We start from the raw sequence: 25,859 nt of genomic DNA on the forward strand, positions 1-25,859 counted from the left end.
CGTGGATAATTTCTAAAAGTCGGCAGGGACATCCTGTCGGCTTTTTTCTTTTTTTGATTCCGGAGTGAAATCATGGGCCAATCGGTGGTGGTACTTGGAGCGCAATGGGGCGACGAGGGCAAAGGCAAAATCGTCGACCTGTTGACCGAGGAAATCGGCGCCGTCGTGCGCTTCCAAGGCGGTCATAACGCCGGTCATACACTGGTGATCGGTGGCAAAAAGACTGTGTTGCACCTGATTCCCTCCGGTATTCTGCGCGACGGCGCCTTGTGCCTGATCGGCAACGGGGTCGTGCTGAGCCCGGCTGCTCTTCGCAAGGAAATCGATGAGCTCGAGGCCGAGGGTGTTGATGTCCGTTCGCGTCTGCGCATCTCGCCGGCAACGCCGCTGATCATGCCGTATCACATCGCGCTGGATCAGGCCCGTGAAAAGGCGGCCGGCAAGTCGGCCATCGGCACGACCGGTCGCGGTATCGGCCCGGCCTACGAAGACAAGGTGGCCCGTCGCGGTATCCGCGTCGCCGATCTGCATTACCCGGATCAACTGGCCGAAAAGCTGCGCGTCGCCATGGATTACCACAACTTCGTGCTGACCAAGTATCTGGGCGCCGAGGCGGTCGATTACCAAAAGACCCTGGACGAGGCCCTGGCCTTCGGCGAATACATCGAGCCGATGAAGACCGACATCGCCGGTCTGCTGCATCAGCTGCGCAAAGAGGGCAAGCGTGTCCTGTTCGAAGGCGCGCAAGGCTCGCTGCTCGATATTGACCACGGCACCTATCCGTATGTCACTTCGTCCAACACCACGGTCGGCGGCGCGTTCGCCGGTACCGGTGTCGGCGCCGATGCCATCGACTACGTGCTGGGCATCTGCAAGGCCTACGCCACACGCGTTGGCGGCGGTCCGTTCCCGACCGAACTCGATGACGAAGTCGGCCAGGCCATCCGCGATCGCGGCGCTGAATACGGCGCCACCACCGGTCGTCCCCGTCGCTGCGGCTGGATGGACATCGTGGCCCTCAAGCAAGCCGTGATGATCAACGGGATCTCGGGTCTGTGCATCACCAAGCTCGACGTGCTCGACGGCATGGACAAGCTCAAGGTCTGCATCGGTTACAAATACCGCGGCAAGACCACCGAGTACGCGCCGCTCGATGCCGAAGGCTGGAACGAAATCGAACCCGTCTATCTCGAGTTCCCGGGCTGGACCGAAAACACCCACGGCATCACCGTGTGGGAAAAGCTGCCGGCCGCTGCACGTGCCTATCTGCGCGCGCTCGAAGAGTTGTCCGGCTGCCCGCTGGCCATCGTCTCGACCGGTCCGGACCGCGATCACACCATCGTGCTGCAGGATCCGTGGGCCTAACCCGCCCACCGGGTCCCTCACTCCAGCTATGAGCGTGACGGCGTGCCGTTAAATCCCCCGCGGCGCGTCGGCTATCGCCGACTGATGTGGCTACTGGCCGGACTCTCAATGTTCGGCCCGTTTGCCATTGACACCATGTTTCCGGCGTTTCCGCGCATCGGCACCGAGTTCGGCGTCGATAAACTGATGCTGCAGCAGACCATCTCGGTGTATCTGCTGTCGTATGCCCTGATGTGTCTGGTGCACGGTCCGGTATCCGATGCGGTCGGCCGCAAACCGGTGATCCTGACCGGCGTCATTGTGTTCCTGCTGGCCAGTGTCGGTTGCGCAATGGCCACCTCGATGCCGATGCTGCTCGCGTTCCGTGCCCTGCAGGGCGTGTCCGCCGGCGTGGGCATGATTGTCGGCCGTGCCGTCATTCGCGATCTGCATGCCGGTGCCGATGCCCAGCGCCTAATGAGTCAGATCTCGATGATCTTTGGCGTTGCACCTGCCATCGCGCCGGTCGTCGGTGGCTGGCTCTTAGGATGGGGCGACTGGCGCATCATTTTCTGGTTCTTGGCTGGCTTTGCCGCACTGATCTGGATGGCCGCCTTTATCGTGCTACCCGAATCTCATACGCCGTCCTATCGGACCCCGCTGCGCGTTGGCTCACTGGCCAGTTCGTACCGCGACATCCTTTTAGATCCGCCGTTCCTGCGCCTGTCCGTGGTTGCCGGCCTGAACTTTGCCGGATTCTTTGTTTACATCTCCAGTGCCCCTGAGTTCGTCCTGCATCACTTAGGCCTTGGCGAAGGCGATTTCGGCTGGTTTTTTGCCCCGAGCATCGCCGGCATGGTGGTGGGTGCCTTCGCGTCTTCCAAGTTGGCCGGCAAGGTCGCGCCTACGCAGCAAGTGCGATACGGCTTCATCCTGGCCACTTTGGCCGTCGTCAGCAATTTGCTGTACTCCGGCTTGGCCACGCACATCGCCTTGCCCTGGGCCGTGTTGCCGACCTTCCTCTACGCCGGCAGCGCGGCGCTGATTGCACCGGTCCTGAATCTTGCCGTGCTCGATCGCTTTCCTTTGCATCGCGGCGCCGCGTCTTCGATGCAGGCGTTCATCTCGACGGCCGGCAATGCCATCGTTGCGGGTGTGGTGTCGCCATTGGTGAGTCATACGCCGCTGGGCTTGGCACTTGCGATGGCTGCGTTTGCGTTGGCTGCTCGGCTGGTATGGATGTGGCATTTACACGCCGAGAAAAAGGCGAATACCGACAGGCCCTAACGGCGCTTACCGATCGTTGTCCCGGCTGCTAAAGGTGACGATCAAGGCTCAACCGTAATGCGGGAGCCTTTATGTACCGATTTGTTCTTGGCGGCCTTCTCGTGCTGCTGCTCAGTGCATGCGCCACACTGTCGGAACGTGCCGTCATGTCCGATTGGCAGCCGGTCGCTAATCTGCCGACCGAACCGCGCGTTGCCGTCGCCACCCCCGACACGCTATTTCTGGTAACACCGCTTGATGGCAGTTTGCGTCATCTCCTGGCACGTTGGGCCTATCTCGAAGGCGTTCAAGTCGAATACCGTCTGCCGGTGGACTGGCAGTTGCATACCGCTGCCGCCGCAGTAAAGGCGCCGGATTTGCCTTCGGCCTTGTCGGCATTGCAGAAATCATATGCGTCGCAGGGCATTTCGTTGCGCCTGGATAAGGGCTTGCTGATCGCTGAATCCGCAGGGGCCTCGCAATGAAGCGCCATCCTGCCATCGAGGCCGCAGTGAACTACGAGGTCAGTCTGCTGGATCTGCAGGTGCGCAGTGAGCGGCGGGCCTGGCGGATTGCCATCGTCAGTACGGCGTTGCTGGCAGCGACCTTAGTCGGTCTGGTGATGCTGTTGCCGCTCAAGCGGTCGGAGCCGTTTGTCGTGCTGGCCAATACCAATACCGGTGTCGCGACGGTGGCACGCTTGGCGGATCGCTTGCCCCTGTCTGCCAGTGCGTCCGAGGCCGTGGATCGCGCCAATCTGGCGAGTTTTATTCGGGCGCGAGAGTCGTATGATTCCGGCACGCTCGGTGACCGCGACTGGAATCAGGTGTTTGCCATGGCCGACGATGACGTTGCGTCCGCGTATCGCGCCGTGCATGCGCCGACCAATCCCTCGCAGCCGTTTCGGGTGTACGGCATCTCGCAGGCGGTGCGTCCGCGCATCAGTACCTTGCAGATCGCAGCCGAGCCCATCAACGGCTATCGCAAGGCGACCGTGCGCTTTGCACGACAGGTGGTCGATAAACATTCCGGCACGGCGCGCGACGCCGATCACTGGATTGCCGAAATCGAATATCGCTATCGGCCCGATTTGCCGATGGATGATCGCGATCGCCTGTTGAACCCCTTGGGCTTCCGCGTGCGCAGTTATCGGGTTGACCGCGACTTCACTGCCGGAGGTGCGTCATGATCCGGATCGGTGTTTGCATCGCGTTGATCCTGCTGTGGTCCTGGCCCGTTGCTGCCATTGCGCAAGTCGCGCGCACGGTGGACTGGAGCGACGGCACGGTCATCGTCATCAAGGGTGCATTGGGGATCACCACCCAAGTGGCATTGGATCCGCAGGAGGCGGTGTTGGACTACAGTCTGGGGTTCACCGAAGGTTGGGACGTTGTAAGGCGCGATCAGGTCTTCTACCTCAAGCCCAAGACGCAGGACGCGGCCACCAATCTGCTGATCCGAACCGATCGCCGCCAGTACCTGATTGAGCTGGTGGTTTTGCAGGGCACTTGGCGCCAGCTAGACGAATTGCCCAAGGCCGGGGTGGCGTATCGCGTCGACATTCGCATCCCGCCGAGTGTTGCGGCCACAGCAGATATTGAGGGTTCTAAGCCCGCGACTGCAGCCGTGCCGACTCCCGCTCCGAAGGCGCCGGAGCCCAAGTATCGCAGTTGTGATTACGCCATTCGCCACGTGCGACTGCTGCCGGCGGCGCAACAACCGGATTGGATCTGCGACGACGGCGAACGCACGGTGGTGCAGTACCGTGCCGATGCGCGTCTGCAGTTGCCGATTGTGCTGGGCGTCGACAGCAGTGGCCGCAGTTATCGGGTCAATTACCGCGCCGAGGGCAGTCGTCTGATTGTCGATGGTCTGCATCCCGGCTTGCAGTTGCGCAACGGTTGGCGCTTGAGTGAGGTGCGTTATGGGGCGTTTTGATTCCTGGCTACAACGCTTGTCGGGTGCAGATGCAGGTGCGAATGCGGACGCGGGTGCACAGGCATCGGCGGAGTCGCAGCCGGCGCCATCCGGGTTGCTGCCGTACGAGCCGATTCAGCCCCAGGGCATTCCGCGCAGTGCGTGGCTGTGGTTGGGCGGGCTGTTGGTTTGTGTGCTGCTGATGCTGTGGATGGTCGCCCGTGCCAACGATCATCGTGATGACGCCGCCGCGGAGCCCTTGGCATCCGAGCTTGCCGCCAACTCGCCGCGTAGCGATGTCCTGCGTTCCTCGCCCGAAGCGCCATCGTGGCAGGGCGATGGCAATGCCCACGAGGTCGTGGATCCGCCCGCCGGTCTCGACAGTACGACGAGCGGCGGATCCTTACCTGCGATTCCACCGTTGCCACGTCAGCAGTCGATGCCGGAGCCCATGGCCGCGTGGCCTCCGGTTCCCGCTGCGGCCATGTCGGCTCCAATGCTCGCCGTGTCCTTACCGGCTACGCCGATGCCAGAACGCGACCTGGATTCACGGCGTGGAGGCGTAGTCATGGAATCGGGCGGTGCGGCTGCGGGTGACTTGGTCGGCCGCTATCTGCAGGCCATGACCGCGACAACGGGCCCAACGGCAAACCAACCCGAGCCTGCTGGCAGTATGGGTTCGGACCGCGCGGTGGTCGGTGGTCAGGCCATGCTTTCGGCAGCGCAATTTGTGCATCAGGATCCGAATTCGCTGTTGCCGGCCGGCACCTTGATTCCCTGTGCCTTAGAGGGCGCTATTGACACCCAGATCGATGGTCCAGTCACTTGCCTGGTCACCATGCCGGTGCGCTCCCTCAGTGGAACGCGTGTGCTGCTGGACCGCGGCGCCCGTCTGTATGGTCGCTATCGCAGTGTCGATTTGCGCAATGCGCGACTTGCGGTGGAGTGGACGCGCTTGCTGACCGCGTCGGGCTGGAGCGTGCAGTTGGCTGCAAGTAGTATGGATCCGCACGGCAATGCCGGCTTGCCGGGGCAGCGCATCGATCAATGGCCACGTCGCATCGGCAGCGCGCTGATTGTTAGTCTGCTTGGGGATGCCTTCCAGTGGGTTGCTGCCAAAGAAGGTCCGCGCACGTCAACGCAAGCCGGATGGGGCGGGGTGGTGGAGCAGCCCTATCAAAGTCAGACAGCGGAGGCCTTGAAGGAGCTGGCGGGACAGGCCACGCAAGCCTCGGGCGAGGTGCGACCGACACTGCGGATCCGCGCCGGTGAGCCCTTGCTGGTGGCGCTGGACCGTGACCTGGATTTTCGCGACCTGTTAGCGCGCTGATGGATTTTCTGCACTATCAGTTCGAGACGCTAGGGCTTGGCCGCTGGTTGCGCGAGCCCGGAGTGACGGAGATCTGCATCAATCGGCCGGGCGGGTTCTTTGTCGAAGTCCACGGTCAGTGGACCTTTCATGCCAGCAGTAACATCACGGCCGAAAGCGTGCGCGGCTTCTGTGTGGCGGTGGTCAATCAGAGCCGCACCGGTCAGCGGATCACCGAGCAGGAGCCGATGGTGTCGCTGACGTTTCCCGGCGGTGAGCGCGCGCAGTTGGTGCTGCCGCCGGCTTGCGATGCCGATCAGTGCATCGTCTGTATCCGCGTGCCGCCGCGTATTCAGCGCACCTTAGACGACCTCGCAGAGCAGGGCTTGTTTGCCGCCAGTGAGCTCTTGGAGTCGCAGCATGTTGGCTCGGCGACTCCCCAGTGGCCGAGCGATGGCGATTGGGCGCGTTGGCTGCAGGAGCGCGTGCTGGAGCGGCGGAATATCGTTGTCTGCGGTGCGACGGGTAGCGGCAAGACCACGCTGATGCGGGCGCTGGTGGAGTGCATCCCGGAAAGCGAACGACTGGTCACCATTGAGGACGCGCGCGAACTGTTTCTGCATCAGCCCAATGCGGTGCATTTGCTGTATTCCAAGGGCAACCAGGGCATAGCCAAAGTCACTGCCCGCGATTGTCTCGAGGCCAGTCTTCGCCTTCGGCCGGATCGGATTTTGCTGGCGGAACTACGCGGCGATGAGGCGTTCTATTTTCTCCGCAGTTGTGCCTCGGGGCATCCGGGGTCCATCACCTCGTGTCATGCGGGCTCAGCGGAACAGGCGTGGCAGCAGATGGCGCTGATGGTCAAAGCATCGCCCGAGGGCAGCGGGCTGGAAATGGCGGCTATCCTGAATCTGCTGCATTCTTGTATTGATCTGGTGGTGCATATTTCGGCAACGGCAGGGCGGCGCCGGGTGACCGGTATGGGTTGGTCCGATGCCGTTAGTCGGTCGGGCTCCATACACGTACCCGCAGTAAACTAGGGGATTATTGTTGGGATTTGCTGCCCGTGTCCGTTGCTCCAGTCGCCAACCCGTTTGTCCTGCATTCGCCCTATCAGCCGGCGGGTGATCAGCCCGCTGCCATCAGCCGTCTAACCGATGGCTTTGAGGCCGGCCTGGCGCACCAGACGCTGCTCGGCGTTACCGGCTCCGGTAAGACGTACACCATCGCCAATGTCATCCGCAATGTGCAATGCCCGACGCTGGTGATGGCGCCCAACAAGACGCTGGCGGCCCAGCTCTACGGTGAGTTCAAGGCGTTCTTTCCGGACAACGCCGTGGAGTACTTCGTCAGTTATTACGATTACTACCAGCCCGAGGCCTACGTTCCGTCCAGCGACACATTTATCGAAAAGGACAGTTCGGTCAACGAACACATCGAGCAGATGCGACTCAGTGCGACCAAGGCACTGCTGGAGCGGAAAGACGCGATTATCGTGTGCACCGTGTCGGCCATTTACGGCCTGGGTGACCCCAACGAATACTTCCGTATGGTCCTGCACATGGTCAAGGGCGAGCATATTGATCAGCGCGAGCTAATTCGTCGCCTGACTGAAATGCAGTACTCGCGCAATGACACGGAGCTGCGTCGCGGTACGTATCGGGTGCGCGGCGAGACCATCGATGTGCACCCGGCAGAAAGTGATAACGAGGCGGTGCGCATTGAACTGTTCGATGGCGAGATCGAGGCCGTCACGGTATTCGATCCGCTGACCGGTGAGACCCTAAAGAAACTGCCGCGCTATACGATCTATCCCAAGTCGCATTACGTCACTACGCGCCGCACGGTGCTCGATGCAATCGAGTCCATCAAAGAAGAATTGCGCGAGCGCTTAGAAGAGCTGTACGCGCAGAACAAGCTAGTCGAGGCGCAACGTCTGCAGCAGCGCACCCAGTTCGATCTCGAAATGCTGGCTGAGGTCGGCTACTGCAACGGTATCGAAAACTACTCGCGCCATCTGACCGGACACATGCCGGGCGAAGCGCCGCCGTGTCTGTTCGATTACTTACCGTCTGATGCGTTGCTGGTCGTGGACGAATCGCACGTGACCGTGCCGCAGATTGGCGCCATGTACAAGGGCGACCGCTCCCGCAAAGAAACCTTGGTGGAGTTCGGATTCCGTATGCCTTCGGCACTCGACAATCGGCCGTTGCGCTTTGACGAGTGGGAAAAACGCTCCCCCCGTACGATCTTCGTGTCGGCGACGCCAAGCAAGTACGAGCTGGAGCACAGTGGCGATGAAGTGGTCGAGCTCGTCGTGCGTCCCACCGGCTTGACTGACCCGCCGGTCGAGATCCGTCCTGTCGCGACTCAGGTCGATGACGTGCTCAGTGAGATCACCAAGCGTGTAGCGATCGGCGACCGGGTGCTCATCACCACGTTGACCAAGCGGATGGCTGAGAACCTGACGGAGTATCTGGGCGAGCACGGTGTCCGCGTGCGTTACCTGCACAGTGATATTGATACGGTTGAGCGCGTCGAGATCATTCGCGATCTGCGCTTGGGCAAATTCGATGTGCTGGTCGGCATCAACTTGCTGCGCGAGGGTCTGGACATGCCCGAGGTCTCCCTGGTCGCGATCATGGATGCCGATAAAGAGGGATTCTTGCGCTCGACGGGTTCACTGATTCAGACAATTGGTCGTGCGGCGCGGAACGTGCGCGGCAGGGCCATCCTGTATGCGGATCGCATGACCAAGTCCATGCAGGCCGCGATTGATGAGACGGATCGCCGACGCGCCAAGCAAGTTGCCTACAACCTGGAACATGGCATCACACCGACATCGGTGTCGCGCCCAATTGTGGACGTCATGGAAGGCGCCCGTGACGACGGCCCGGATGCCGCACGTTCGCGTGGCCGCCGTGGCAAGTTGCAATCCGAGCCGGTCGCCGGTGTCGAGGATCTGTCGTTGGCCGCCCTTGGCAAGCAGATCAAGGCGCTCGAGGAACAGATGTACAAGCACGCCCGCGATCTCGAATTCGAGGAAGCAGGGCAGGTACGCGATCAGATCCATCGTCTCAAGGAACTGCAGCTCACCAAGATGAGCTAACCCTCGGGTGACGCCCGGAAACCAAAAAGCCCCTGACTCCATTTGGAATCAGGGGCTGGAATTGGTGGGCGGTACAGGGTTCGAACCTGTGACCCCTACCATGTCAAGGTAGTGCTCTACCGCTGAGCTAACCGCCCAATACGAGTGAAATGGAACGCCGACCCGTCAATTGGACGCCTATTCTAGCAGGGCTATATGTGGTCCGCAAGCCCTGGTTCGGACTTAGGCTGCCGGCGTGTCCTCGACCAGCAAATTGCGGTATTGGCGCGGCTGCGAGCGCAGGTACTGCGGCGGTGCCTTGACCGTGGCGCCAAGGTGCGCCGCGGCGTGCCAGGGCCAATGCGGATCGTACAGAATGCCCCGCGCAATACCGACCATGTCGGCGTCACCCGTCGCAACAATGGCCTCGGCATGCTCGAAATCCGTGATCAGCCCGACTGCGACCACCGGGATATTGACCGCCTGTTTGATCGCACGTGCCAGTGGCACCTGGTAGCCGGGCGCCACGGGAATCTGCTGCGCCGGATGAAGGCCGCCCGAGGACACATTGATCGCCGCGCACCCCAGATCCGCCAATACCTGCGAGAACACGATGCTCTCTTCAATGTTCCAGCCGCCTTCGACCCAATCGGTCCCGGAAATCCGAACCGAAACCGGCTTGTCAGCAGGGAAGGCAGCGCGCACCGCTTTAAAGACCTCGAGCGGGAAGCGCATGCGATTGGCCAGCGAGCCGCCGTATTCATCGGTACGATGGTTCGACAGTGGCGACAGAAACTGATGCAGCAAATAGCCATGCGCCGCATGAAGTTGAATCGCATCAATACCCAGACGTTCCGTCCGCTCGGTTGCCGCAACGAAATCCTGCTTGATCCGTTCCATTTCGTCTAGCGTCAACGCATGTGGCGTCTGATCGGTTTCCCGGAACGGCACTGCCGAAGGCGCCACCGTCACCCAACCGTTAGTGTCACTGCTTGGGAACTGCGTGCCACCGAGCCATGGTTTCTCAGTTGAGGCCTTGCGCCCCGCATGCGCCAGTTGAATCGCAATCGGCATCGATGACCAGGTACGAACCGTTTCGAGCACCTGAGCCATCGCCTGTACGCACGCATCGTCGTAGAGTCCGACATCGGCATAAGTAATGCGGCCCTCGGGTGACACAGCCGCTGCCTCAATCGTCAGCAGGCCCGCACCCGACAAGGCCAGTTGTCCCAAATGGATCGCATGCCAGCTGGTCATGCAGCCATCGACCGCCGAATACTGGCACATCGGCGCAATGACAATACGGTTGGACAAACGTAGCGACCCAATGGTCAATGGTGCAAACAAATGGCTCATAGGAATTGTCGTGGGGCAGAGTTACTGATTATGCCTTGGTGAGTGGACGTAGCCGACGAAGTCTGACGACAGGAGACTGCGCTCACGCTGGCCATCCTGTCTTAGTTACCCCCGTTCAATCAAGGGGGCTTTTTACACCACCGACGCCGCGGTTGAGAACGTGAGTGTAGATATGCGTTGTCTTCACATCCTTATGCCCGAGAAGTTCCTGCACTGTGCGGATGTCATAACCTTGCTCGATTAAATGCGTTGCGAACGAGTGCCTGAGCGTATGTGCAGTCACATGTTTATGAATGCCGGCGCGTTTACGACCTTTACTGATGGCGCGGGAAAGAACGGCATCGTCCACATGATGGCGTCGTTCCTTACCGTCAATTGGGTCGATACTTCGTTGCAGAGACGGAAAGACATACTGCCACCCCAAATCTTTGCCCGCGGACGGATACTTTCGAGCCAGCGCATAGGGCAGGCGGGTCTCCCCAAAGCCTTCAAGCAGATCACTTTGATGCAAACTCGCTGCCCGCTCAATCTCCATTTTCAATAAAACGATGAGGGAAGAGGGGAGCATCGTTCTGCGATCCTTGCCACCCTTGCCACTACGGACCGTGATCTCGCAGCGCGCGAAATCCAAGTCCTTAATTCTCAATCGTAAGCATTCCATGAGCCGCAGACCGGTGCCATACATAAGTTTGGCAATCAGCGCCGCTCTGCCATCCATGTTGGATAACAGGTCCTGGACTTCTGACCTTGAAAGGACAGTTGGAACGCGGAGTGGGCGTTTCGCACGGACAATTCCATCAATCCACGGCACCTCAAGGCGCAGTACGATTTTGTAGAGGAAAAGGAGTGCGGCCAACGCCTGATTCTGAGTACTAGCAGAAACGTTGTGCCTGACTGCGAGATCCGTCAAGAAGCGTTCAATCGAATCCGCACCTAGTGTCCTGGGATGTACGCCATTGTGGAAGCGGATGTAGCGCCGAATCCAGTGAATATAAATATCCTCAGTTCTCAGGCTGTAGTGTTTTGCCCTAAGTCGTGACCTTGTGACCTCGATAAGCGTTGGCATGACGAGCTCGTAAGAATTTCGTTAAATAACTCATGGTCCCTAGGCGTGGCGTCGGAAAACATCAGCAAATGACGGAAGAAAGGGTCGGTTAACCGATATTTGCCTTCTCGGAAAACCCGCTTATTCTCCAAAGATTCCTGATAACATCGGGAATAAAGGTCAGGTGCTGATTGTGAGAATCAATGCAGTCGGTAAATTCAATGCTTTCAAATACTTGCGCGGGGGGGGGATTATGGCGATCACAGGTGGCCTCACTCTTATTTCCCCGCATTTGAAACCTAAATGTAGTTAGCTGTCATACCAACCTTCACGGAGCCCGTCATGAACCGAACAGTCTCGCTTATTGCTATGGCAGTAGTTGTCGCTCTCCTTTCTTTCGCAGCATCTCAAGTCACTTCCCAGCCAATTTGGCTATGCGTGATATTGATTGCCAGTGGAGCTCTTGCCGCTGGATTTGTGCAGAGCCTTTGCAACTACGCGTTCAAGCCGGCCTGTGAGCATGACAATTCGAAAAGCCCAATCGTAGCAATACGCTTTGCAATTGGAGCTTCCGTTCTGACCTGTATGACCGTTTCAGCACTTTGGTTTGTAGGCCTCGCAAGCTAATGACAGCTAACAATTCATTCAAGCCGACGCCGCTTCGCGGCGCGGCTTAACTCAGGCGTTAGGTGTCTTAGATAGTGGGTTGGTAATCAAAAGGAGATTGGATATGAAGCAATATGGCGCAGAGTTTCTCGGCACGTTTTGGCTAGTTCTTGGTGGCTGCGGCAGTGCAGTGCTTGCGGCAGCGTTCCCAGAAGTCGGAATCGGTCTTCTTGGGGTATCGCTCGCATTTGGATTGACGGTTCTGACCATGGCGTATGCAATAGGTCATATCTCAGGCTGTCACCTGAATCCCGCCGTGTCGCTGGGACTTTGGGCGGGAGGCCGCTTTCCTGCAAGCAAACTCCTGTCATACATCGCTTCGCAAGTGCTGGGTGCAATCGCAGCAGGTGCAGTTCTCTATGTCATCGCGTCTGGTGCGGCGGGTTTTGACGTTGCAAAGGGCTTTGCATCAAACGGATACGCTGAGCATTCCCCAGGTGGCTACTCGCTGGTTGCTGCGCTGGTAACCGAGGTGGTCATGACAATGTTCTTCCTGCTCATCATCCTTGGTGCTACTGACAAGCGCGCACCGGCGGGGCTTGCTCCAATCGCCATTGGGCTCGCCTTGACTCTCATTCATCTAATCAGCATTCCAGTTACCAATACATCCGTTAATCCTGCACGCAGTACCGGGGTTGCTCTGTTTGTAGGTGATTGGGCGGTTGCTCAGCTCTGGCTATTCTGGGTTGCGCCCATCGTTGGCGCTTTACTGGGCGCAGCGGCCTATCGCGCAATTGCGGCTGAGGAATGAAGACGCCCAACCATTCGCTGAAGGCCGACCGCCCTGACGGGCGTCGGCCTTAGCTCGAACGTTAGGCTTGCAAGAGAACATCGCGTATTGTGATGTCGTTTTAACAACAGGAGAAATGTCATGGTCAAAGTAGCCTTGTTCGTTCGCCTTGAAGCGAAACCCGGCAAAGAGAAAGAGGTTGAGAGCTTCCTTATGAGCGGCCTTCCCATCGTCAATGAGGAGCCTGCCACCACTGCTTGGTTTGGCATTCGCCTTGGACCGAGCACTTTCGGAATCTTTGATGCTTTCCCGGATGAAGCGGGTCGGCAAGCCCATCTCTCCGGCAAGGTCGCAGCAGCGTTAATGGCAAAGGCAGGTGAGTTGTTCTCCGAGCCCCCGTCCATCGAACACGTTGATGTACTTGCGGCAAAGCTACCCGGCTAGCAAGCCTAACAATTCGTTCAAGCCGAACTTGCTTCGTTACAGCAAAAGCGTGACAGAGAAAACTTTTCACGCTTTTGCCTCCACTACGCAAGTCGGATTAACTCAGGTGTTAGGCGGCAGGAAGCAGCATGGCAATGCTATAACTCAGACAATCCATAGAAGGGGGAAGCATGAACACAGGTGTATTTTTAGTTGGCGCTATTGTTTTCGCCGCCGGAGCTATTCCTTATTGGAAAGCGCATAAGAAGATCGAAGCTATTAAGCGTTATGAATTTGAGAACAGGACAAGTGGTGGCACCGTCCAGTTCAAAACCTATGACGATAGCCGAGCACATGAACGGCGTCACCGCCTTGCATTTCTTCAGGCAAAGCTTGCAGCTTGGCCGCTAATTTTTGGCGCCATTGCGATCATCGCTTCTTTCTTCCTCTAGAACTTGAAGCAGCCGCCTAACAATTCATTCAAGCCGACGCCGCTTCGCGGCGCGGCTTTATTCAGGCGTTAGGCAGCAGGGGGAGCATCTCGGTGGACCATAAGAAGCAGATCCATAGCCACATCCAAGCTGCTGCTGATGAGTTGCTTTCCTTCGTTCGCAGCTCTGAGTCGGCGCATCACGAGGGATGGGTGCCGGCGGTTCAAATCAAGGATGCTTTGGCTCTGAATTTTGTTGCCGTTCCTCAACAGGGGAGTCAGTACGGCCCAAAGGGCTGGCTGTTCGCAATTCTCGCCAGAATCCTCGAGGATCAGGGCCGCCTCGAGCACAAGAAAGTCGGTAGCAGGGCGTTCTTTCGTACAAGGCCTGCTGCCTAACAATTCATTCAAGCCGAAGCCGCTTCGCGGCGCGACTTAATTCAGGTGTTAGGCATCACAAGGAAGTTCTATGCAATCTCAAAAGTGTTCTTGTGGCTCGGACAACCTATTTCGCAGTCCCCCAATACGATCGTTCTTAGGTGAAGGTGGAGATTTGCTGCCCGGTTTGAGTAAGCTCACCAAGGCTGCAAAGTTTTCTTGGGTTGTTTGCAAGGATTGCGGCCTGGGTCAGTTCTACGCAACCAAAGAGACCTTGGAGCGTATAAGCACGTCCTCCGGCTGGACCCGCCTGCTATGACATCCAACGGAGTGATGCCTAACAATTCATTCAAGCCGACGCCGCTTCGCGGCGCAGCTTAATTCAGGCGTTAGGCATCACATGAATAAATCGCGAGTTGCAAGACCAAAAGGCGAGTTGGAACGCGAGCTCCGCGAACAGATCCAGCTCCTAGAGAACGCCTGCACTTCGTATGACGCTGGCCTAGAGGCCATCGGCAAACACATCGCCCTATCCCTTCGCGTTCTGCTGCACCACAAGGGGAACTCACGGTCGTTGCTAGAGCAACTCCAGCTTCGTGATGGGTACTTTTACGACTCAGCTGGCGCGCTTAACCCGAAAAATCTCATTAGCGAGTGCAATCTGGTCATGATGAGGATTGGCTCTGATGGAGGCTCGTACTTGCCTCTCGTCGCTGCCGGCGAGCCACCCGGTCCTCCTCGACTAGTTCGATTCGCTGAGTGGTGGAACGAGCCTGTTCTAAAAGATAGTAAAGGGAGGTTTCTTTGCCGTCGTGAGCTTATCTGCAATATTGCGGACACTGACGGCGGCGCTCATGTGGACCCAGAACTTGAAGAGGCCTACATGGACCTATCGAGAAACAATTCACTTGGCTGGGTTTTTCAGAGCAACGACATCACTGAGCCAATGAAAGGTCGGCCTGAGTTAGCCTGTATGCGGCAGATAGCTCATGAGGTACTTCTCACACTCCGTCGGCGTCATCCAAAGGCATTTACCGCAGCCGTTCCTGGATGATGCCTTACAATTCATTCAAGCCGACGCCGCTTCGCGGCGCGGCTTAATTCAGGCGTTATACGCCGCAGAAAATGTCTCGCAAATTGAGGAAAAAAGCATGAGTGTCACGCGCGTTCTGGACAAAACAAGTAGCTTCGGTGCACTGGTCGCGGCAATGTCCTGCGCTGGCTGTTTTCCGGCTCTCGGGTCGTTGGGCGCCGCGATCGGCCTTGGCTTCCTTGGGCAATACGAAGGCTTCCTGTTCCGTAAGTTGCTCCCCGGTCTGGCAGTGCTTGCGTTCTTGGTAAATGCTTGGGCCTGGTATAGGCACCGCCAATTCGCTCGCGGCCTGCTCTCGGTCGCAGGTCCAATCGCCGTGCTGGCTGCGTTGCTCGTCTTCTGGAGCTATGACTGGAGCATCTACCTGTTCTATGTGGGCATCGCTCTCATGCTTGTCGCGTCTATTCTTGATCTCCTGCGTCCTGTAAGAGCCACCCAATGTCCAGCATCGAACTAGAGTCGGTCATCACCTGCCCCGAGTGCGGTGCTGTTACGCAGGAAACTATGCCCACCAATGCGTGCCAGTGGCTCTATGAGTGCGGCGCGTGCCATGTGGTGCTCAAACCGCTACCGGGGGATTGCTGCGTCTATTGCTCGTATGGCACGGTCAAGTGCCCACCTATTCAGCAAGGCAGTTCCTGCTGCAGTAGTGGCGGCGCATAACAATTCATTCAAGCCGAAGCCGCTTCGCGGCTCGGCTTAACTCAGGCGTTAGATGCCAGATTTGGCGTTGCGTATGCTCACAGAAAATCGATAGCCGCAAGACTGTTTTTGGCAACTCATAGCCACTACTATTTCTCCTTCATACCGTAGAGGAGATTGCGCGTGAAGAACTGGATATTTCTGGCTGTTGCAATCTTTGGCGAGGTCATCGCAACTTCCGCACTGAAGTCTAGCCATGGATTCACTAGGTTAGTTCCTTCCGTTGTAGTTGTGGCTGGCTACGGGCTTGCGTTCTATTTCTTGTCTCTCGCGCTCAAGTCCATTCCGGTCGGTATTGCTTACGCTGTATGGGCTGGGCTTGGCATCGTGCTTGTGGCAGCTATTGCTTGGATTTTCCATGGCCAAAAACTAGACTTCTGGGCGTTCATTGGCATGGGACTTATCGTCAGTGGCGTCGCCGTTCTAAACCTGCTATCCAAGGTCAGCGCACATTGACCGGGTTGGCATCTAACAATTCATTCAAGCCGACGCCGCTTCGCGGCGCGGCTTAATTCAGGCGTTAGCACTCAATGCAAATGATGACTCTCCCTGAAGCACTAGGCAACGCACAGCGCTACAACAAGCGCCACTTGCTGCTTGGCAATGGTTTCAGCATCGCTTGTCGCCCAGATATCTTCCTCTACGGGAAGCTTTACGAAAACGCGGATTTCAGCAAGCTCTCGCCAACGGCAAAATTTGCGTTTGAGGCTTTGGCAACTCAAGATTTCGAGCGCGTCATCAAAGCCTTGCGCGACGCGCAGAAAATTCTCTTAGCGTATGGCGCGCCCTCATCGTTCACAGACACCCTTAAGAATGATGCTGACGCCTTAAGAGAGCTTCTTGTGCAGACCATTGCAGCCAGCCACCCAGCTTGGCCGGGCGAAATTACCGAGCAAGAGTATAAGAACTGCCGCAATTTCATTGCGAATTTCAACAACATCTACACGTTCAACTACGACCTTCTTCTGTACTGGGCTCAAATGCACACAGAGGAAGGCGAAGACCCAAACTCGGATGATGGCTTCCGGAAGCAAGAAGATAACTATGACGCTGGCTACGTCGTGTGGGAACCGAGCCAAAGCCACGAGCAGAATATGTACTTCCTGCATGGAGCGCTTCACGTATTTGATACGGGCACTGAGATCCAAAAGTACACATGGGTTAATACGGGCGTAAGATTAGTTGATCAGATTCGTGACGCTCTAAGCAAAGACTTCTTTCCCCTCTTTGTTTCCGAGGGAACAAGCAACGAAAAGTTAGAAAGAATCCGTCACAACGACTACTTGTCAAAGGCCTATCGCAGCTTTTCTGAGATCACTGGAGCACTATTTATCTATGGGCACTCCCTCGCTGAGAACGATGAGCACTACCTAAAGCGGATAGAAAAAGGCAAAGTCTCTTGCGTTTACGTTGTCATCTATGGAGATCCCAACGGGGATTCAAACAAGCAGATTATTTCCAGAGCTAACAAGCTGATTTCTGGCCGCGCTCCCAGCCGACCGCTGCAGGTGCAGTTCTTTGACGCGGCCACCGCGCGTGTATGGAGTTGAGCGCTAACAATTCATTCAAGCCGACGCCGCTTCGCGGCGCGGCTTAATTCAGGCATTAGGCGCAACAGGACAATTTCAAGCGGCCTCCGCAAGTAGCAGCCCATTTGATGTCAACTTATATCGACTGAAAGGTGGTCGGCCATCCACAATCGCCCTACTCAAAAGTTTGTTTGACTCAAGAACCTGTAGCCCTTGGGATAGCGCACGGGGAGTTACAGTCTTTAGTGCGCTAGCGATTTGTCCAAATCGTTCTTCTCCAGACCACACGACGTGGATCAGCGGCATTCCCCATCTCGTCAAGCTAGAAGGCTTTAAACCTAGATTCTCTTGCGCGCTTCTGATCGCGTGGGCGCCCTGAGCCATTCGCTGACCTTCATCCGTGATGACATATTCCGGGCGCAACGGATGACCATAGCCCGCGTTACGAGCTAACCAACCGTTAGCTACTGCTGCATCTAGCGTACGACTGAGACTGTCACGCGGCATGCCAAGTCGATTCAACAACTCAACATATCGTGCCCCTTGCCTATCACTGAATTGTGCAAGAAGTGCCGTCAACCAACGATTTTGGCTGAGTGCAACGTGCTCTGCGATGGAGAGTGTTGACTTCATCTTTCATAGCAAGTATACATAGCAGACCTTCACAGTCAAGTAGGATCGCTATGAGCATCAGCTACACCCCCGAGCTCACCGCTTCGATGAGTGTAAAAAATCTAGATCAATCAATAGCTTGGTATGAGAAAGTGCTGAACTTCAGCCTACTCTTTCGAGCAGATGAAATCGGCTATTGTGAACTCGCTACACGGGTGCCTGGCGTCAGTATCGGACTCTGCCAGAACGAAGAAGTGTCAGCCGGTGGAAACGCCACTAACGTATGGGGTGTCTCCGATATCCATGAGGCCAAAGCACATTTGGACAGCCACGGCGTCAGGCAAGATGGAGGCATACAGGAAGTCCCGGAAATGGTTAAGCTCTTAACCTTCTATGACCCAGACGGAAACACAATGATGTTTGCAGAATTACTCGCCGGGCAGGGTTAAAAGTATGTCGTGTTGCGCCTAACAATTCGTTCAAGCCGAACCTGCTTCGCGGCCCGGCTAACGTGGTAACGTGTACCACATCGCCGTGCCGCTACGCAGGTCGGCTTAACTCAGGTGTTAGACCGCAACAAAGGGGATTGCAATGACGAAGAACATAATTGCTTTATCGCTTGCTCTTGCTTGCTGCGGGTGTCAAAACAAATCAAACACGGATACAGAATATTCCTCACAAGCCAACTCGCCACCGCCAGCCACAGAAGCGACCTCCGCTTATCAGGAGCAAACTCAATCTGAGCAAGACTCAGCATCTGATGCCGCGCGCCAACTTTATTCCTACAGCTCGGTAGAAGACTCGGACGAAGAAGAGCAAGATCGAGATTGGAATACCTATTCTGAAGAACTTGAAAGAGAAAGAATCGCCCAAGCTAAGCGAGACGTCGTAGATGCTCAGTACGACCTTAATCGCTCGGTTAGAGCATTGTCTTACGGAGACTGGGACAACGACCTTCCTACCGCACAGCGTCGCCTGCGCGAACTAGAGGACGCAAATTCCAATCTAAGCGCCTTAGACAGCTCCGCCGCATCCGACATGGATTGGGAAATTCAGCGCATGAAACGTGATATGCGCAGACTAGAGGATGAAAACTGGCGAGATGTTGTCCCAGACATTGAGCGTCGCAATAGGAGCTTGAACTGGTAATCAGACGACCTGGAGTCTTCAATAGATGAGTAGTCGCCAGCGGTCTAACAATTCATTCAAGCCGACGCCGCTTCGCGGCGCGGCTTAATTCAGGTGTTAGGCAGCGGGTGCAGGGTCTCAGCACGTGAGACCTGAAAGCAGTGGAATGGACTTACCACCAACAAAGGAGTGCGACCATGCAAGACGGCATCTATCACGTTACCTTTTCCTCCAACTCCAACGACTTTGGTCAAGGGATTGCTGTGTTCAAGGGTGACTCCGTAAATGGCGGAGACCACGGCTACCTCTACACAGGCACCAAGTCTGAGCAGGCCGGGCAGTTCACCTCTCAGCTGACCATTAAGCAGTGGAACAACTCCGTGCAATCTGTGTTTGGCCCTGCCAAGGAGTTTGTCCTTGAGCTTAGTGGCAGCGCATCTGGCGGCAATGGGTTCTTGGCCAATGGGCACATTGCCGGTCAGCCGCATGCAAAGATCACCATTCGTGGTCAGTACCTCTCGGCCGCTGCCTAACAATTCATTCAAGCCGACGCCGCTTCGCGGCGCGGCTTAATTCAGGTGATAGACCGCGGGTGCAGGATTTGAGTCGATCCATCGAAGGAGCACTTTCGGTCGTAGTCGCGCTAGGCGCGACCATTTGCAGCAGCTGGCTTCCGCGCAAGACGCCTGTGACTCACGCCAGCATCATGGGTTGTGAAAACGGGTGTGACGTCGCTGCCGGCGGATGGCCATTCATTTATGTCGTGGATGGAATGACCAGCTCCCCGGTTGGATCTGCGGATTTCCTGGGTGCACTTGTAGGATTGGATGACTTCCGCTGGGAAATGTTCGCGTTGAACTTTGTTGTCTGGCTCTCGGCAATTGCTATCGTTGCTTTAGCGTTCTCAAAGCGGAGATAGCCGCTAGCGGTCTAACAATTCGTTCACGCCGAGATCGCTTTGCGGCCGCGGAGTTGTTCGGTAAATTGTCACAACGCCGCGGCCGCAAAGCGCTCCGGCTTAACTCAGGTGTTATGCTTGCAAGAGAACATAGCGTATTGTGATGTCGTTTTAACAACAGGAGAAATGTCATGGTCAAAGTAGCCTTGTTCGTTCGCCTTGAAGCGAAACCCGGCAAAGAGAAAGAGGTTGAGAGCTTCCTTATGAGCGGCCTTCCCATCGTCAATGAGGAGCCTGCCACCACTGCTTGGTTTGGCATTCGCCTTGGACCGAGCACTTTCGGAATCTTTGATGCTTTCCCGGATGAAGCGGGTCGGCAAGCCCATCTCTCCGGCAAGGTCGCAGCAGCGTTAATGGCAAAGGCAGGTGAGTTGTTCTCCGAGCCCCCGTCCATCGAACACGTTGATGTACTTGCGGCAAAGCTACCCGGCTAGCAAGCCTAACAATTCGTTCAAGCCGAACTTGCTTCGTTACAGCAAAAGCGTGACAGAGAAAACTTGTCACGCTTTTGCCTCCACTACGCAAGTCGGCTTAACTCAGGCGTTAGGCACCAACCAAAGCATTCTGCAGATTGAGAGCCTCGCATGTCTGAAATCACAAACGTCAGGTTCGTGCTTGCAGTCCTCGATCTAAAGAGGGCTACGGACTACTACATGTCCGCTTTGGGTCTCGCCATGGACTTTGAAGCGCCGGGTTGGTCATTCCTGTCTCGCGGGAGCTTTCGCGTCATGCTGGGTGAATGCACTGACGCAATCCCGCCTGGAGAGCTTGGGGATCACTCCTACTACGGATACATCACCGTGAATGATATTGACTCACTCTACAGTGAGTATCAGAACTCGGGAGTTGAATTCACTCAACCCTTGGCCAACAAACCTTGGGGAATGCGTGAGTTCGGCATTCGCACCATTGACGGACACAGGCTCATGTTCGGGCAGGAACTGTGATCATCGCGCAGGTGCCTAACAATTCGTTCAAGCCGAGCCCGCTTCGCGGTCTCGGCGCCAGCCGGTTCGCCTCGGGCGGGCCGGCTTAACTCAGGCGTTAGGCTGCGGAGGTGAGTCAACCGCAGTTGACATTACGTCAACCATGGTTTACACTCCCTGATATGTACGAAATCCTCAAGAGCAGCACGTTTGACAGCTGGCTTCGCGGCCTGCGCAACCGTGACGCTAAGGCAAAAGTTGAGGTTCGTATCAGGCGCCTTTCCCTCGGCAATCCCGGCCAGTTCCGCGTGCTCAAAGATGGCATCAACGAGCTCAAGATCGACTATGGCCCTGGCTACCGCGTGTATTACACGTTCAAGGGTAAGACTTTGATTCTTCTGCTCTGTGGTGGAGACAAATCCACTCAAAGCAAGGACATACGGCTCGCCACTGAAATTGCTGCATCTTGGGAGACATGACCATGGCCAAACTCAAAGAGACCTTCACCCGTTACGACACCGCCGACTACCTCGAGTCCGAAGAAGACATTGCGGCTTATTTGAACGCTTGCGCGGATGAAGACGACCCTGCTCTCTTCCTTGCAGCGCTCGGTGACGTCGCACGCGCACGCAACATTACGCAACTTGCCGCCCAAACTGGACTGACCCGCATGGGGCTGTACAAGGCATTCTCTGGCGCGGGGAATCCTAGCTTTGCTACTGTCAGCAAAGTTGCGCATGCCCTTGGCCTAAAGATCAAGGTAGCCGCTGCCTAACAATTCGTTCAACCCGACATGTCTCCGCTCCGCAGGAATGGGGCTTTTCCGCTACGCTAGCCCCATTCCCGCTGCGCTCCGCCATGCGGGTTAACTCTGGTGTCAGGCGGGCATCCACCGTTGACGAGGGCGGACAGATTCTCCATGAGACGTTTTCTTAAGTACCTGCTCGGAATGGTGGCTGGCCTAGCGGCGATGTTTGCCTTGGGCGTGCTTTGGCCTTCGGCAAAGTCCCCGCTGCCCGATGCCGCCGATACCAGGCTGATCCGCAACGCCCGCATCATCGACGTGGAGCTGGCCACCTTCGGCGAGCCGACTGACGTATTGATTGAAGGCGGCGTCATCGCCCGGATCGGCGACGGCCCACGCACTGGACCGGACGTACCGATACTGGATGCCGGCGGACGTTACCTGCTTCCGGGCTTCTGGGACATGCACACGCATGCGTTCCAGTTATCACCGCAATTGCACCTGCCCCTGGCCATCGCGAACGGCGTCACCGGCACCCGCGACCTGATGGACTGCCCCGGCAGCAATGACACCTTGATCGCCTGCGTCGCCGACAAGCGCCGCTGGACCCGCGTCGCCGCCGAAGGCCGCATGGCCAGCCCGCGCTTCGTCGAAGTGGCCAGCTTCTACTTCGAGCGGGCCGACATGACGCCCGATCAGGCGGCCGCGCTCGCTGCGACCTATCACGCGCGCGGGCTGGATGCGCTGAAGGTGTACAACCGCCTGTCGCCGGCCAGCTACGAGCGCCTGACCGACGAAGCGCGCCAATGGGGCATGCCCGTGGTCGGCCACCTGCCCAAGGCGGTGAACCTGGAGGACGCCGTCGCGGCCGGACAGCGCAGTTTCGAGCACGCTCATCTCTTCGTGCGCCACTGCTCCCGCGATGCCGCCGCATGGCGCGGCGGTGCGCTGGATGCCGAAGCGCCCGTCGCGCTGGCCGAGCGGATGGTCGCCGGGCACGACGCCGCGGCCTGTGGGCACGCGTTCGCACGGATGCGCGAGGCAGGGAGCTGGTTCGTGCCCACGCACGTGACGCGCGAGGAGGATGCGCGCGCGCGCGATCCCGCTTTCACCGGCGATCCGCGCCTGGCTTATCTGGACCCACTGTCGCGCTGGGCGTACCGCGACGACCTGAAGTCCACCGCGGCGCGCTACCCCGACGCGCGTGGCGAGGCCGCCCTGCGGGCCTACTTCGAGCACGGCCTGGCATTGACGGGCGCGGCGTACCGGGCCGGGGTGCCGGTGCTGGTGGGCACGGACACCGCGCTCGGCGGTTTCCGCTACCACGACGAAATGGCCCTGCTAGCGCGCGCCGGTCTGTCGCCGGCCGAGGTGCTGCGCGCGGCCACGCTGGACGCCGCGCGCTACGCCGGGCAGGCACACCGCCACGGCCGCGTGGCCGTCGGCCATGCGGCGGATCTGGTGCTGCTGGAGGCAAATCCGCTGGAGGACATCGCCAACACGCGGCGCCTGCATGCGGTGCTGCTGGCCGGGCGGCTGTACGACCGCCCGCGCCTGGACGCGCTGCTCGACTTCACCCGCGCCCAGGCGCGTTCACCAGCCAACGCGGCCAAGCTGGTGTGGGGCTTTCTGGCCAGTTCCGTCAGCGGCGAGCTTTGACGCCGGCAAAGATGGGCGAGGCTTGTCCTTGGAATTCACGAGCCCGCGACCGGCATGAAGATGCCGGGCGAATGACGTTGTGGTTCTGGCGCTTTCTCGCCGTGGCGGTGGTGGCATTGGCTGGCGGTAGCATTCCTGGTCACTGCCGCCTAACAATTCATTCAAGCCGACGCCGCTTCGCGGCGCAGCTTAATTCAGGCGTTAGGCGTCAATTGGAGGTGTCATGAATGTATGGATTGTATTGCTCGCAGCAGTGTCGAGCTTCGTAGTTGGTGGGCTCTGGTACTCACCCGTGCTATTCGGCAAAGTCTGGAACGCGGAGAATGGTGGTCAACCCGCTACAGGGCACCCCGCAAAGGTTTTTGGGGTCAGCTTCGGGTTCTCGCTACTGGCCGCTTTTGCCTTTGCATACCTCGTGGGGCCATCCCCAACGCTGGAGTCATCGGTCAAACTTGGCGCTCTAGTTGGTATCGGCCTGGTTGCCGCAAGCTTTGGCATTAACTACCAGTTTGCACAGCGCTCGTTCAAACTTTGGATGATCGATGGCGGGTACCATGCGATGCAGTTCCTGCTATTTGGAGCTGTGTTTGGCGTGCTGGGTTGACGCCTAACCAATCGTTCAAGCGGACCTGCGGTCCGCACCCGGCAACGCTAGGACCGTGTAGCATTGCTGGGCGCTGTGCGCAGGCTGCTTAACTCAGGTGCTAGGCATCAACATCGGACGGGTCGGAAGTCCATGACTGTATCTCGCGCAGAAGTCGAGCAGCTTGCTAAAGCCAAGTTCCCAGAGCCTGATCCGGCTTTAGTGTTGTCGATCCTTGACGAGTACGGAAGAGAGGCACACGAGCAAGAGCGAGAACGCGTTCAAGTAGCGATCCTGAATCTGAGCGCCGGAGATGAAGGCAAGCTATTAAACAATGTCGCTGCCGCTAAGCAAGACTATCGCGACGTTCTCATGTGGTCAGAGGAGACAGCGCCCACGCCTGAGGAAGCGGCCGCCAAGTTGATTATGGTCGAACGCATCTTGAAAGCGTTTGGTGAGAGGTAGAAGCCCCTCAAAGCATGTGATGCTCGCACTGCTAGGCCGGACGCTCTCTAACTTTCATCGGATTAGCCGTCAATCAGCTCAACTTTCACACGAAATCCAAGAGCGGACGCGGCGCGCGTCATCGTATCTAACGTTAGTCCGGTGTCCGTCGCATCAAGCATACGATCAACCACGGTGCGACTAGTTTGCATACGCTTGGCTAGCGTGGATTTGTTGGTGCCCGTAGCCTGCATAGCCTGTTCTATTTGCCATGCGATCACGCGCTTGACGGCAATAGCTGTGGCTTCCTCGAGCAGACCATCTTCAGCGAGAAAGTCATCGAAGCTGGTACCGATGTGTTTGTTCATGGTCATTTCTTGATCTCTTTTAATCGCGCACGGGATTTGGCCAGATCAGGCTTTCCGGTAGTTCCACCATTTGCCAATCCCTAACGGGTTCTCTGCCCGCGGCAGCGCGGTAGAAGCGGACTACCAATATCGGCTGTATAGGCAAAGTGTGCCTAAATAGGTTCATGCGTCAATAAGATGCGAAAGCCGGGCAAGGGCCCTCGCACAACGTTTGGGTTAGACCATGGATCTTTGTACCGTCGCTCTCCGGCTGTAGTGTTCTGCCCTAAGTCGGGACCTCGTGACCTCCATAAGCGGTGGCATGACGAGCTCGTAAGAATTGCGTTAAATAACACATGGTCCCTAAGCGCGGCGTCGGAAAATATCAGCAAATGACGGAAGAAAGGGTCGGTTAACCGGTATTTGTCTTCTCGGAAAACCCGCTTAATCTCCAAAGATTCCTGATAACATCGGGAATAAATATCTGGTGCTGATTGTGAGAATCAATGCAGTCGGTAAATTCAATGTTTTCAAATACTTGTGCGGGGGTGATTATGGCGATCACGGGTGGCCTCACTGTTATTTCCCCGCATTTGAAACCTAAATGTAGTTAGGTGCCATGTCACACAGTTTCGATTTCACAGGAATGCATCAGAAGCTTTTCCAGCTGAGACATCTTGTAGCTGGCGCACGAGAGTATTCCAAGCGTGAAAAGCTCGAACGCGGATCCATTGAAGACTACGAGAGTGACTGGTCGCTCTATTACTACCAAATGCGCCATTTGATTAGTAACGATCTGATTGAACTAGCGGCTAAAGTCAGAGTAATTCAAGACACGAGCCTCAAGCAGATCAAAGAATCTGATCTCTTGGGAATGGATGAAGCCTGTCGACACCGCCTTAAAATTGGAACAGTCACCTCAGGAACATTCGCGCTGACGTTGAGAGAATCTTGCAACAAGATCATTCATGCCACTGAGTTTGAACCGCAGTTTGCCAATAGTCGCAATGCCAAACCGTACTTCCGTTACAGCTACTGGAACGGCAAATGCACCCTGAAAGGATCACACTTCGGTAAGCCATGGAGCGTAGATCTCTACGTCTACGACTGGTCTGAGGCAATGAAGTACTTCCTAGACGACATTTTTGGCAATGTGGACTGGTAGCTCGCAGGCACCTAAC

The 25,859-nt window shown here is 57.2% G+C and carries 32 protein-coding genes and 1 tRNA gene; 28 read left to right on the forward strand and 5 right to left on the reverse strand.

All coding sequences use genetic code 11. The features are described from left to right. Positions 1 to 72: 72 nt before the first annotated feature. From V3390_RS05975 to uvrB, 8 genes are all read left to right on the forward strand, one after another. Positions 73 to 1,365, forward strand: a complete 1,293-nt coding sequence (locus V3390_RS05975) for an adenylosuccinate synthase (RefSeq protein ID WP_331703773.1) — start codon at positions 73 to 75, stop codon at positions 1,363 to 1,365. Positions 1,366 to 1,446: 81 nt separating this feature from the next. After that, a complete protein-coding gene (locus V3390_RS05980) occupies positions 1,447 to 2,631 on the forward strand; it encodes a multidrug effflux MFS transporter (protein WP_425493044.1) in 1,185 nt (394 codons plus the stop codon). Positions 2,632 to 2,702: 71 nt separating this feature from the next. Continuing rightward, on the forward strand, positions 2,703 to 3,095 hold the full coding sequence (locus tag V3390_RS05985) for a hypothetical protein (RefSeq protein WP_331703775.1): 393 nt from the start codon (positions 2,703 to 2,705) through the stop codon (positions 3,093 to 3,095). Beyond that, a complete protein-coding gene (locus V3390_RS05990) occupies positions 3,092 to 3,799 on the forward strand; it encodes a VirB8 family type IV secretion system protein (protein ID WP_331690035.1) in 708 nt (235 codons plus the stop codon). The genes V3390_RS05985 and V3390_RS05990 overlap by 4 nt, the downstream gene beginning before the upstream one ends. Beyond that, positions 3,796 to 4,548 (forward strand): TrbG/VirB9 family P-type conjugative transfer protein, encoded by a 753-nt coding sequence (locus tag V3390_RS05995; protein ID WP_331703776.1) that lies wholly within the window; start codon positions 3,796 to 3,798, stop codon positions 4,546 to 4,548. The genes V3390_RS05990 and V3390_RS05995 overlap by 4 nt, the downstream gene beginning before the upstream one ends. Next, complete coding sequence (locus V3390_RS06000) at positions 4,535 to 5,857, forward strand: TraB/TrbI/VirB10 family type IV secretion system protein (RefSeq protein WP_331703777.1); 1,323 nt, start codon at positions 4,535 to 4,537, stop codon at positions 5,855 to 5,857. Before V3390_RS05995 ends, V3390_RS06000 begins: the two co-directional genes overlap by 14 nt. After that, positions 5,857 to 6,876 carry a P-type DNA transfer ATPase VirB11 gene (gene virB11 / locus V3390_RS06005; protein WP_331703778.1) on the forward strand — a complete coding sequence of 340 codons (1,020 nt, stop codon included), beginning with the start codon at positions 5,857 to 5,859 and terminating at the stop codon, positions 6,874 to 6,876. The genes V3390_RS06000 and virB11 overlap by 1 nt, the downstream gene beginning before the upstream one ends. 26 nt (positions 6,877 to 6,902) lie before the next feature. After that, positions 6,903 to 8,945, forward strand: a complete 2,043-nt coding sequence (uvrB, locus tag V3390_RS06010) for an excinuclease ABC subunit UvrB (RefSeq protein ID WP_331703779.1) — start codon at positions 6,903 to 6,905, stop codon at positions 8,943 to 8,945. Between the two features lie 62 nt (positions 8,946 to 9,007). Here the strand turns inward: uvrB and V3390_RS06015 are convergent. The 3 genes from V3390_RS06015 to V3390_RS06025 form a co-directional block, all read right to left on the reverse strand. Beyond that, positions 9,008 to 9,082, reverse strand: a tRNA-Val gene (locus tag V3390_RS06015). 85 nt (positions 9,083 to 9,167) lie between these two features. Next, positions 9,168 to 10,280, reverse strand: coding sequence for an NADH:flavin oxidoreductase/NADH oxidase (locus V3390_RS06020; protein ID WP_331703781.1), 1,113 nt, complete (start codon positions 10,278 to 10,280; stop codon positions 9,168 to 9,170). Positions 10,281 to 10,395: 115 nt separating this feature from the next. After that, entirely contained in the window at positions 10,396 to 11,346 is a 951-nt protein-coding gene (locus tag V3390_RS06025) for an integron integrase (RefSeq protein ID WP_331703782.1), read from the reverse strand. Positions 11,347 to 11,667: 321 nt separating this feature from the next. Here V3390_RS06025 and V3390_RS06030 point away from each other — a divergent pair, with 321 nt between their 5' ends. The 9 genes from V3390_RS06030 (at position 11,668) to V3390_RS06070 (ending at position 17,297) form a co-directional block, all read left to right on the forward strand. Beyond that, a complete protein-coding gene (locus tag V3390_RS06030) occupies positions 11,668 to 11,952 on the forward strand; it encodes a hypothetical protein (RefSeq protein ID WP_331703784.1) in 285 nt (94 codons plus the stop codon). A 103-nt stretch (positions 11,953 to 12,055) separates the two neighbouring features. Beyond that, positions 12,056 to 12,742, forward strand: a complete 687-nt coding sequence (gene aqpZ / locus V3390_RS06035; RefSeq protein ID WP_425493020.1) for an aquaporin Z — start codon at positions 12,056 to 12,058, stop codon at positions 12,740 to 12,742. A gap of 120 nt (positions 12,743 to 12,862) precedes the next feature. Next, a complete protein-coding gene (locus tag V3390_RS06040) occupies positions 12,863 to 13,165 on the forward strand; it encodes a putative quinol monooxygenase (protein ID WP_089030975.1) in 303 nt (100 codons plus the stop codon). A gap of 170 nt (positions 13,166 to 13,335) precedes the next feature. After that, complete coding sequence (locus V3390_RS06045) at positions 13,336 to 13,596, forward strand: hypothetical protein (RefSeq protein ID WP_331703786.1); 261 nt, start codon at positions 13,336 to 13,338, stop codon at positions 13,594 to 13,596. A 92-nt stretch (positions 13,597 to 13,688) separates the two neighbouring features. Continuing rightward, a complete protein-coding gene (locus V3390_RS06050; protein ID WP_331703787.1) occupies positions 13,689 to 13,973 on the forward strand; it encodes a hypothetical protein in 285 nt (94 codons plus the stop codon). 968 nt (positions 13,974 to 14,941) lie between these two features. Then, the gene (gene merC / locus V3390_RS06055; protein ID WP_425493021.1) at positions 14,942 to 15,502 is read left to right on the forward strand and encodes an organomercurial transporter MerC; all 561 of its coding nucleotides are present in this window, start codon (positions 14,942 to 14,944) and stop codon (positions 15,500 to 15,502) included. Continuing rightward, entirely contained in the window at positions 15,484 to 15,708 is a 225-nt protein-coding gene (locus V3390_RS06060) for a GDCCVxC domain-containing (seleno)protein (protein ID WP_117203649.1), read from the forward strand. Before merC ends, V3390_RS06060 begins: the two co-directional genes overlap by 19 nt. A gap of 162 nt (positions 15,709 to 15,870) precedes the next feature. After that, positions 15,871 to 16,203 carry a quaternary ammonium compound efflux SMR transporter QacF gene (locus V3390_RS06065; protein WP_043876060.1) on the forward strand — a complete coding sequence of 111 codons (333 nt, stop codon included), beginning with the start codon at positions 15,871 to 15,873 and terminating at the stop codon, positions 16,201 to 16,203. A gap of 80 nt (positions 16,204 to 16,283) precedes the next feature. After that, positions 16,284 to 17,297 carry a DUF4917 family protein gene (locus V3390_RS06070; protein ID WP_331703789.1) on the forward strand — a complete coding sequence of 338 codons (1,014 nt, stop codon included), beginning with the start codon at positions 16,284 to 16,286 and terminating at the stop codon, positions 17,295 to 17,297. Between the two features lie 75 nt (positions 17,298 to 17,372). Here V3390_RS06070 and V3390_RS10230 read toward each other — a convergent pair whose 3' ends face one another. Beyond that, positions 17,373 to 17,909 (reverse strand): winged helix-turn-helix transcriptional regulator, encoded by a 537-nt coding sequence (locus V3390_RS10230; protein ID WP_425493022.1) that lies wholly within the window; start codon positions 17,907 to 17,909, stop codon positions 17,373 to 17,375. 50 nt (positions 17,910 to 17,959) lie between these two features. Here V3390_RS10230 and V3390_RS06075 point away from each other — a divergent pair, with 50 nt between their 5' ends. The 10 genes from V3390_RS06075 to V3390_RS06120 all read left to right on the forward strand — a co-directional run bounded on the left by V3390_RS06075 (position 17,960) and on the right by V3390_RS06120 (position 24,352). After that, on the forward strand, positions 17,960 to 18,337 hold the full coding sequence (locus V3390_RS06075) for a VOC family protein (RefSeq protein WP_331703790.1): 378 nt from the start codon (positions 17,960 to 17,962) through the stop codon (positions 18,335 to 18,337). Between the two features lie 142 nt (positions 18,338 to 18,479). After that, a complete protein-coding gene (locus V3390_RS06080; RefSeq protein WP_331703791.1) occupies positions 18,480 to 19,037 on the forward strand; it encodes a hypothetical protein in 558 nt (185 codons plus the stop codon). A 176-nt stretch (positions 19,038 to 19,213) separates the two neighbouring features. After that, positions 19,214 to 19,549, forward strand: coding sequence for a GrlR family regulatory protein (locus tag V3390_RS06085; protein WP_331703792.1), 336 nt, complete (start codon positions 19,214 to 19,216; stop codon positions 19,547 to 19,549). A gap of 556 nt (positions 19,550 to 20,105) precedes the next feature. Then, a complete protein-coding gene (locus V3390_RS06090; RefSeq protein ID WP_089030975.1) occupies positions 20,106 to 20,408 on the forward strand; it encodes a putative quinol monooxygenase in 303 nt (100 codons plus the stop codon). Between the two features lie 150 nt (positions 20,409 to 20,558). Beyond that, positions 20,559 to 20,921 (forward strand): VOC family protein, encoded by a 363-nt coding sequence (locus V3390_RS06095; RefSeq protein ID WP_331703794.1) that lies wholly within the window; start codon positions 20,559 to 20,561, stop codon positions 20,919 to 20,921. A 161-nt stretch (positions 20,922 to 21,082) separates the two neighbouring features. Next, positions 21,083 to 21,379 carry a type II toxin-antitoxin system RelE/ParE family toxin gene (locus tag V3390_RS06100; RefSeq protein WP_331690027.1) on the forward strand — a complete coding sequence of 99 codons (297 nt, stop codon included), beginning with the start codon at positions 21,083 to 21,085 and terminating at the stop codon, positions 21,377 to 21,379. Positions 21,380 to 21,381: 2 nt separating this feature from the next. Continuing rightward, positions 21,382 to 21,675 carry an addiction module antidote protein gene (locus tag V3390_RS06105; protein ID WP_331703795.1) on the forward strand — a complete coding sequence of 98 codons (294 nt, stop codon included), beginning with the start codon at positions 21,382 to 21,384 and terminating at the stop codon, positions 21,673 to 21,675. Positions 21,676 to 21,819: 144 nt separating this feature from the next. Beyond that, positions 21,820 to 23,304 carry an amidohydrolase family protein gene (locus tag V3390_RS06110; protein WP_331703796.1) on the forward strand — a complete coding sequence of 495 codons (1,485 nt, stop codon included), beginning with the start codon at positions 21,820 to 21,822 and terminating at the stop codon, positions 23,302 to 23,304. A 223-nt stretch (positions 23,305 to 23,527) separates the two neighbouring features. After that, positions 23,528 to 23,908 (forward strand): DUF1761 domain-containing protein, encoded by a 381-nt coding sequence (locus V3390_RS06115; RefSeq protein ID WP_331703797.1) that lies wholly within the window; start codon positions 23,528 to 23,530, stop codon positions 23,906 to 23,908. 132 nt (positions 23,909 to 24,040) lie between these two features. Continuing rightward, positions 24,041 to 24,352, forward strand: a complete 312-nt coding sequence (locus tag V3390_RS06120) for a hypothetical protein (RefSeq protein WP_331703798.1) — start codon at positions 24,041 to 24,043, stop codon at positions 24,350 to 24,352. A gap of 62 nt (positions 24,353 to 24,414) precedes the next feature. Here V3390_RS06120 and V3390_RS06125 read toward each other — a convergent pair whose 3' ends face one another. Then, entirely contained in the window at positions 24,415 to 24,705 is a 291-nt protein-coding gene (locus tag V3390_RS06125; protein WP_331703799.1) for a Fis family transcriptional regulator, read from the reverse strand. A gap of 619 nt (positions 24,706 to 25,324) precedes the next feature. Here V3390_RS06125 and V3390_RS06130 point away from each other — a divergent pair. Next, positions 25,325 to 25,843: a hypothetical protein gene (locus V3390_RS06130; RefSeq protein WP_331703801.1), complete on the forward strand. Its 519-nt coding sequence runs from the start codon at positions 25,325 to 25,327 to the stop codon at positions 25,841 to 25,843. Positions 25,844 to 25,859 lie beyond the last annotated feature (16 nt).

The organism is Aquilutibacter rugosus, from assembly GCF_036541335.1.
GTDB lineage: Bacteria > Pseudomonadota > Gammaproteobacteria > Xanthomonadales > Xanthomonadaceae > Aquilutibacter > Aquilutibacter rugosus.

Coding starts and splice junctions, on each gene's coding strand:
- V3390_RS05975 (WP_331703773.1), top strand. CDS start 73: ATGGGCCAATCGGTGGTGGTACTTGGAGCGCAATGGGGCGACGAGGGC.
- V3390_RS05985 (WP_331703775.1), top strand. CDS start 2,703: ATGTACCGATTTGTTCTTGGCGGCCTTCTCGTGCTGCTGCTCAGTGCA.
- V3390_RS05990 (WP_331690035.1), top strand. CDS start 3,092: ATGAAGCGCCATCCTGCCATCGAGGCCGCAGTGAACTACGAGGTCAGT.
- V3390_RS05995 (WP_331703776.1), top strand. CDS start 3,796: ATGATCCGGATCGGTGTTTGCATCGCGTTGATCCTGCTGTGGTCCTGG.
- V3390_RS06000 (WP_331703777.1), top strand. CDS start 4,535: ATGGGGCGTTTTGATTCCTGGCTACAACGCTTGTCGGGTGCAGATGCA.
- virB11 (WP_331703778.1), top strand. CDS start 5,857: ATGGATTTTCTGCACTATCAGTTCGAGACGCTAGGGCTTGGCCGCTGG.
- V3390_RS06020 (WP_331703781.1), bottom strand. CDS start 10,280: ATGAGCCATTTGTTTGCACCATTGACCATTGGGTCGCTACGTTTGTCC.
- V3390_RS06025 (WP_331703782.1), bottom strand. CDS start 11,346: ATGCCAACGCTTATCGAGGTCACAAGGTCACGACTTAGGGCAAAACAC.
- V3390_RS06030 (WP_331703784.1), top strand. CDS start 11,668: ATGAACCGAACAGTCTCGCTTATTGCTATGGCAGTAGTTGTCGCTCTC.
- aqpZ (WP_425493020.1), top strand. CDS start 12,056: ATGAAGCAATATGGCGCAGAGTTTCTCGGCACGTTTTGGCTAGTTCTT.
- V3390_RS06040 (WP_089030975.1), top strand. CDS start 12,863: ATGGTCAAAGTAGCCTTGTTCGTTCGCCTTGAAGCGAAACCCGGCAAA.
- V3390_RS06045 (WP_331703786.1), top strand. CDS start 13,336: ATGAACACAGGTGTATTTTTAGTTGGCGCTATTGTTTTCGCCGCCGGA.
- merC (WP_425493021.1), top strand. CDS start 14,942: ATGAGGTACTTCTCACACTCCGTCGGCGTCATCCAAAGGCATTTACCG.
- V3390_RS06060 (WP_117203649.1), top strand. CDS start 15,484: ATGTCCAGCATCGAACTAGAGTCGGTCATCACCTGCCCCGAGTGCGGT.
- V3390_RS06070 (WP_331703789.1), top strand. CDS start 16,284: ATGATGACTCTCCCTGAAGCACTAGGCAACGCACAGCGCTACAACAAG.
- V3390_RS10230 (WP_425493022.1), bottom strand. CDS start 17,909: ATGAAGTCAACACTCTCCATCGCAGAGCACGTTGCACTCAGCCAAAAT.
- V3390_RS06075 (WP_331703790.1), top strand. CDS start 17,960: ATGAGCATCAGCTACACCCCCGAGCTCACCGCTTCGATGAGTGTAAAA.
- V3390_RS06080 (WP_331703791.1), top strand. CDS start 18,480: ATGACGAAGAACATAATTGCTTTATCGCTTGCTCTTGCTTGCTGCGGG.
- V3390_RS06085 (WP_331703792.1), top strand. CDS start 19,214: ATGCAAGACGGCATCTATCACGTTACCTTTTCCTCCAACTCCAACGAC.
- V3390_RS06090 (WP_089030975.1), top strand. CDS start 20,106: ATGGTCAAAGTAGCCTTGTTCGTTCGCCTTGAAGCGAAACCCGGCAAA.
- V3390_RS06095 (WP_331703794.1), top strand. CDS start 20,559: ATGTCTGAAATCACAAACGTCAGGTTCGTGCTTGCAGTCCTCGATCTA.
- V3390_RS06100 (WP_331690027.1), top strand. CDS start 21,083: ATGTACGAAATCCTCAAGAGCAGCACGTTTGACAGCTGGCTTCGCGGC.
- V3390_RS06105 (WP_331703795.1), top strand. CDS start 21,382: ATGGCCAAACTCAAAGAGACCTTCACCCGTTACGACACCGCCGACTAC.
- V3390_RS06110 (WP_331703796.1), top strand. CDS start 21,820: ATGAGACGTTTTCTTAAGTACCTGCTCGGAATGGTGGCTGGCCTAGCG.
- V3390_RS06115 (WP_331703797.1), top strand. CDS start 23,528: ATGAATGTATGGATTGTATTGCTCGCAGCAGTGTCGAGCTTCGTAGTT.
- V3390_RS06120 (WP_331703798.1), top strand. CDS start 24,041: ATGACTGTATCTCGCGCAGAAGTCGAGCAGCTTGCTAAAGCCAAGTTC.
- V3390_RS06125 (WP_331703799.1), bottom strand. CDS start 24,705: ATGACCATGAACAAACACATCGGTACCAGCTTCGATGACTTTCTCGCT.
- V3390_RS06130 (WP_331703801.1), top strand. CDS start 25,325: ATGCATCAGAAGCTTTTCCAGCTGAGACATCTTGTAGCTGGCGCACGA.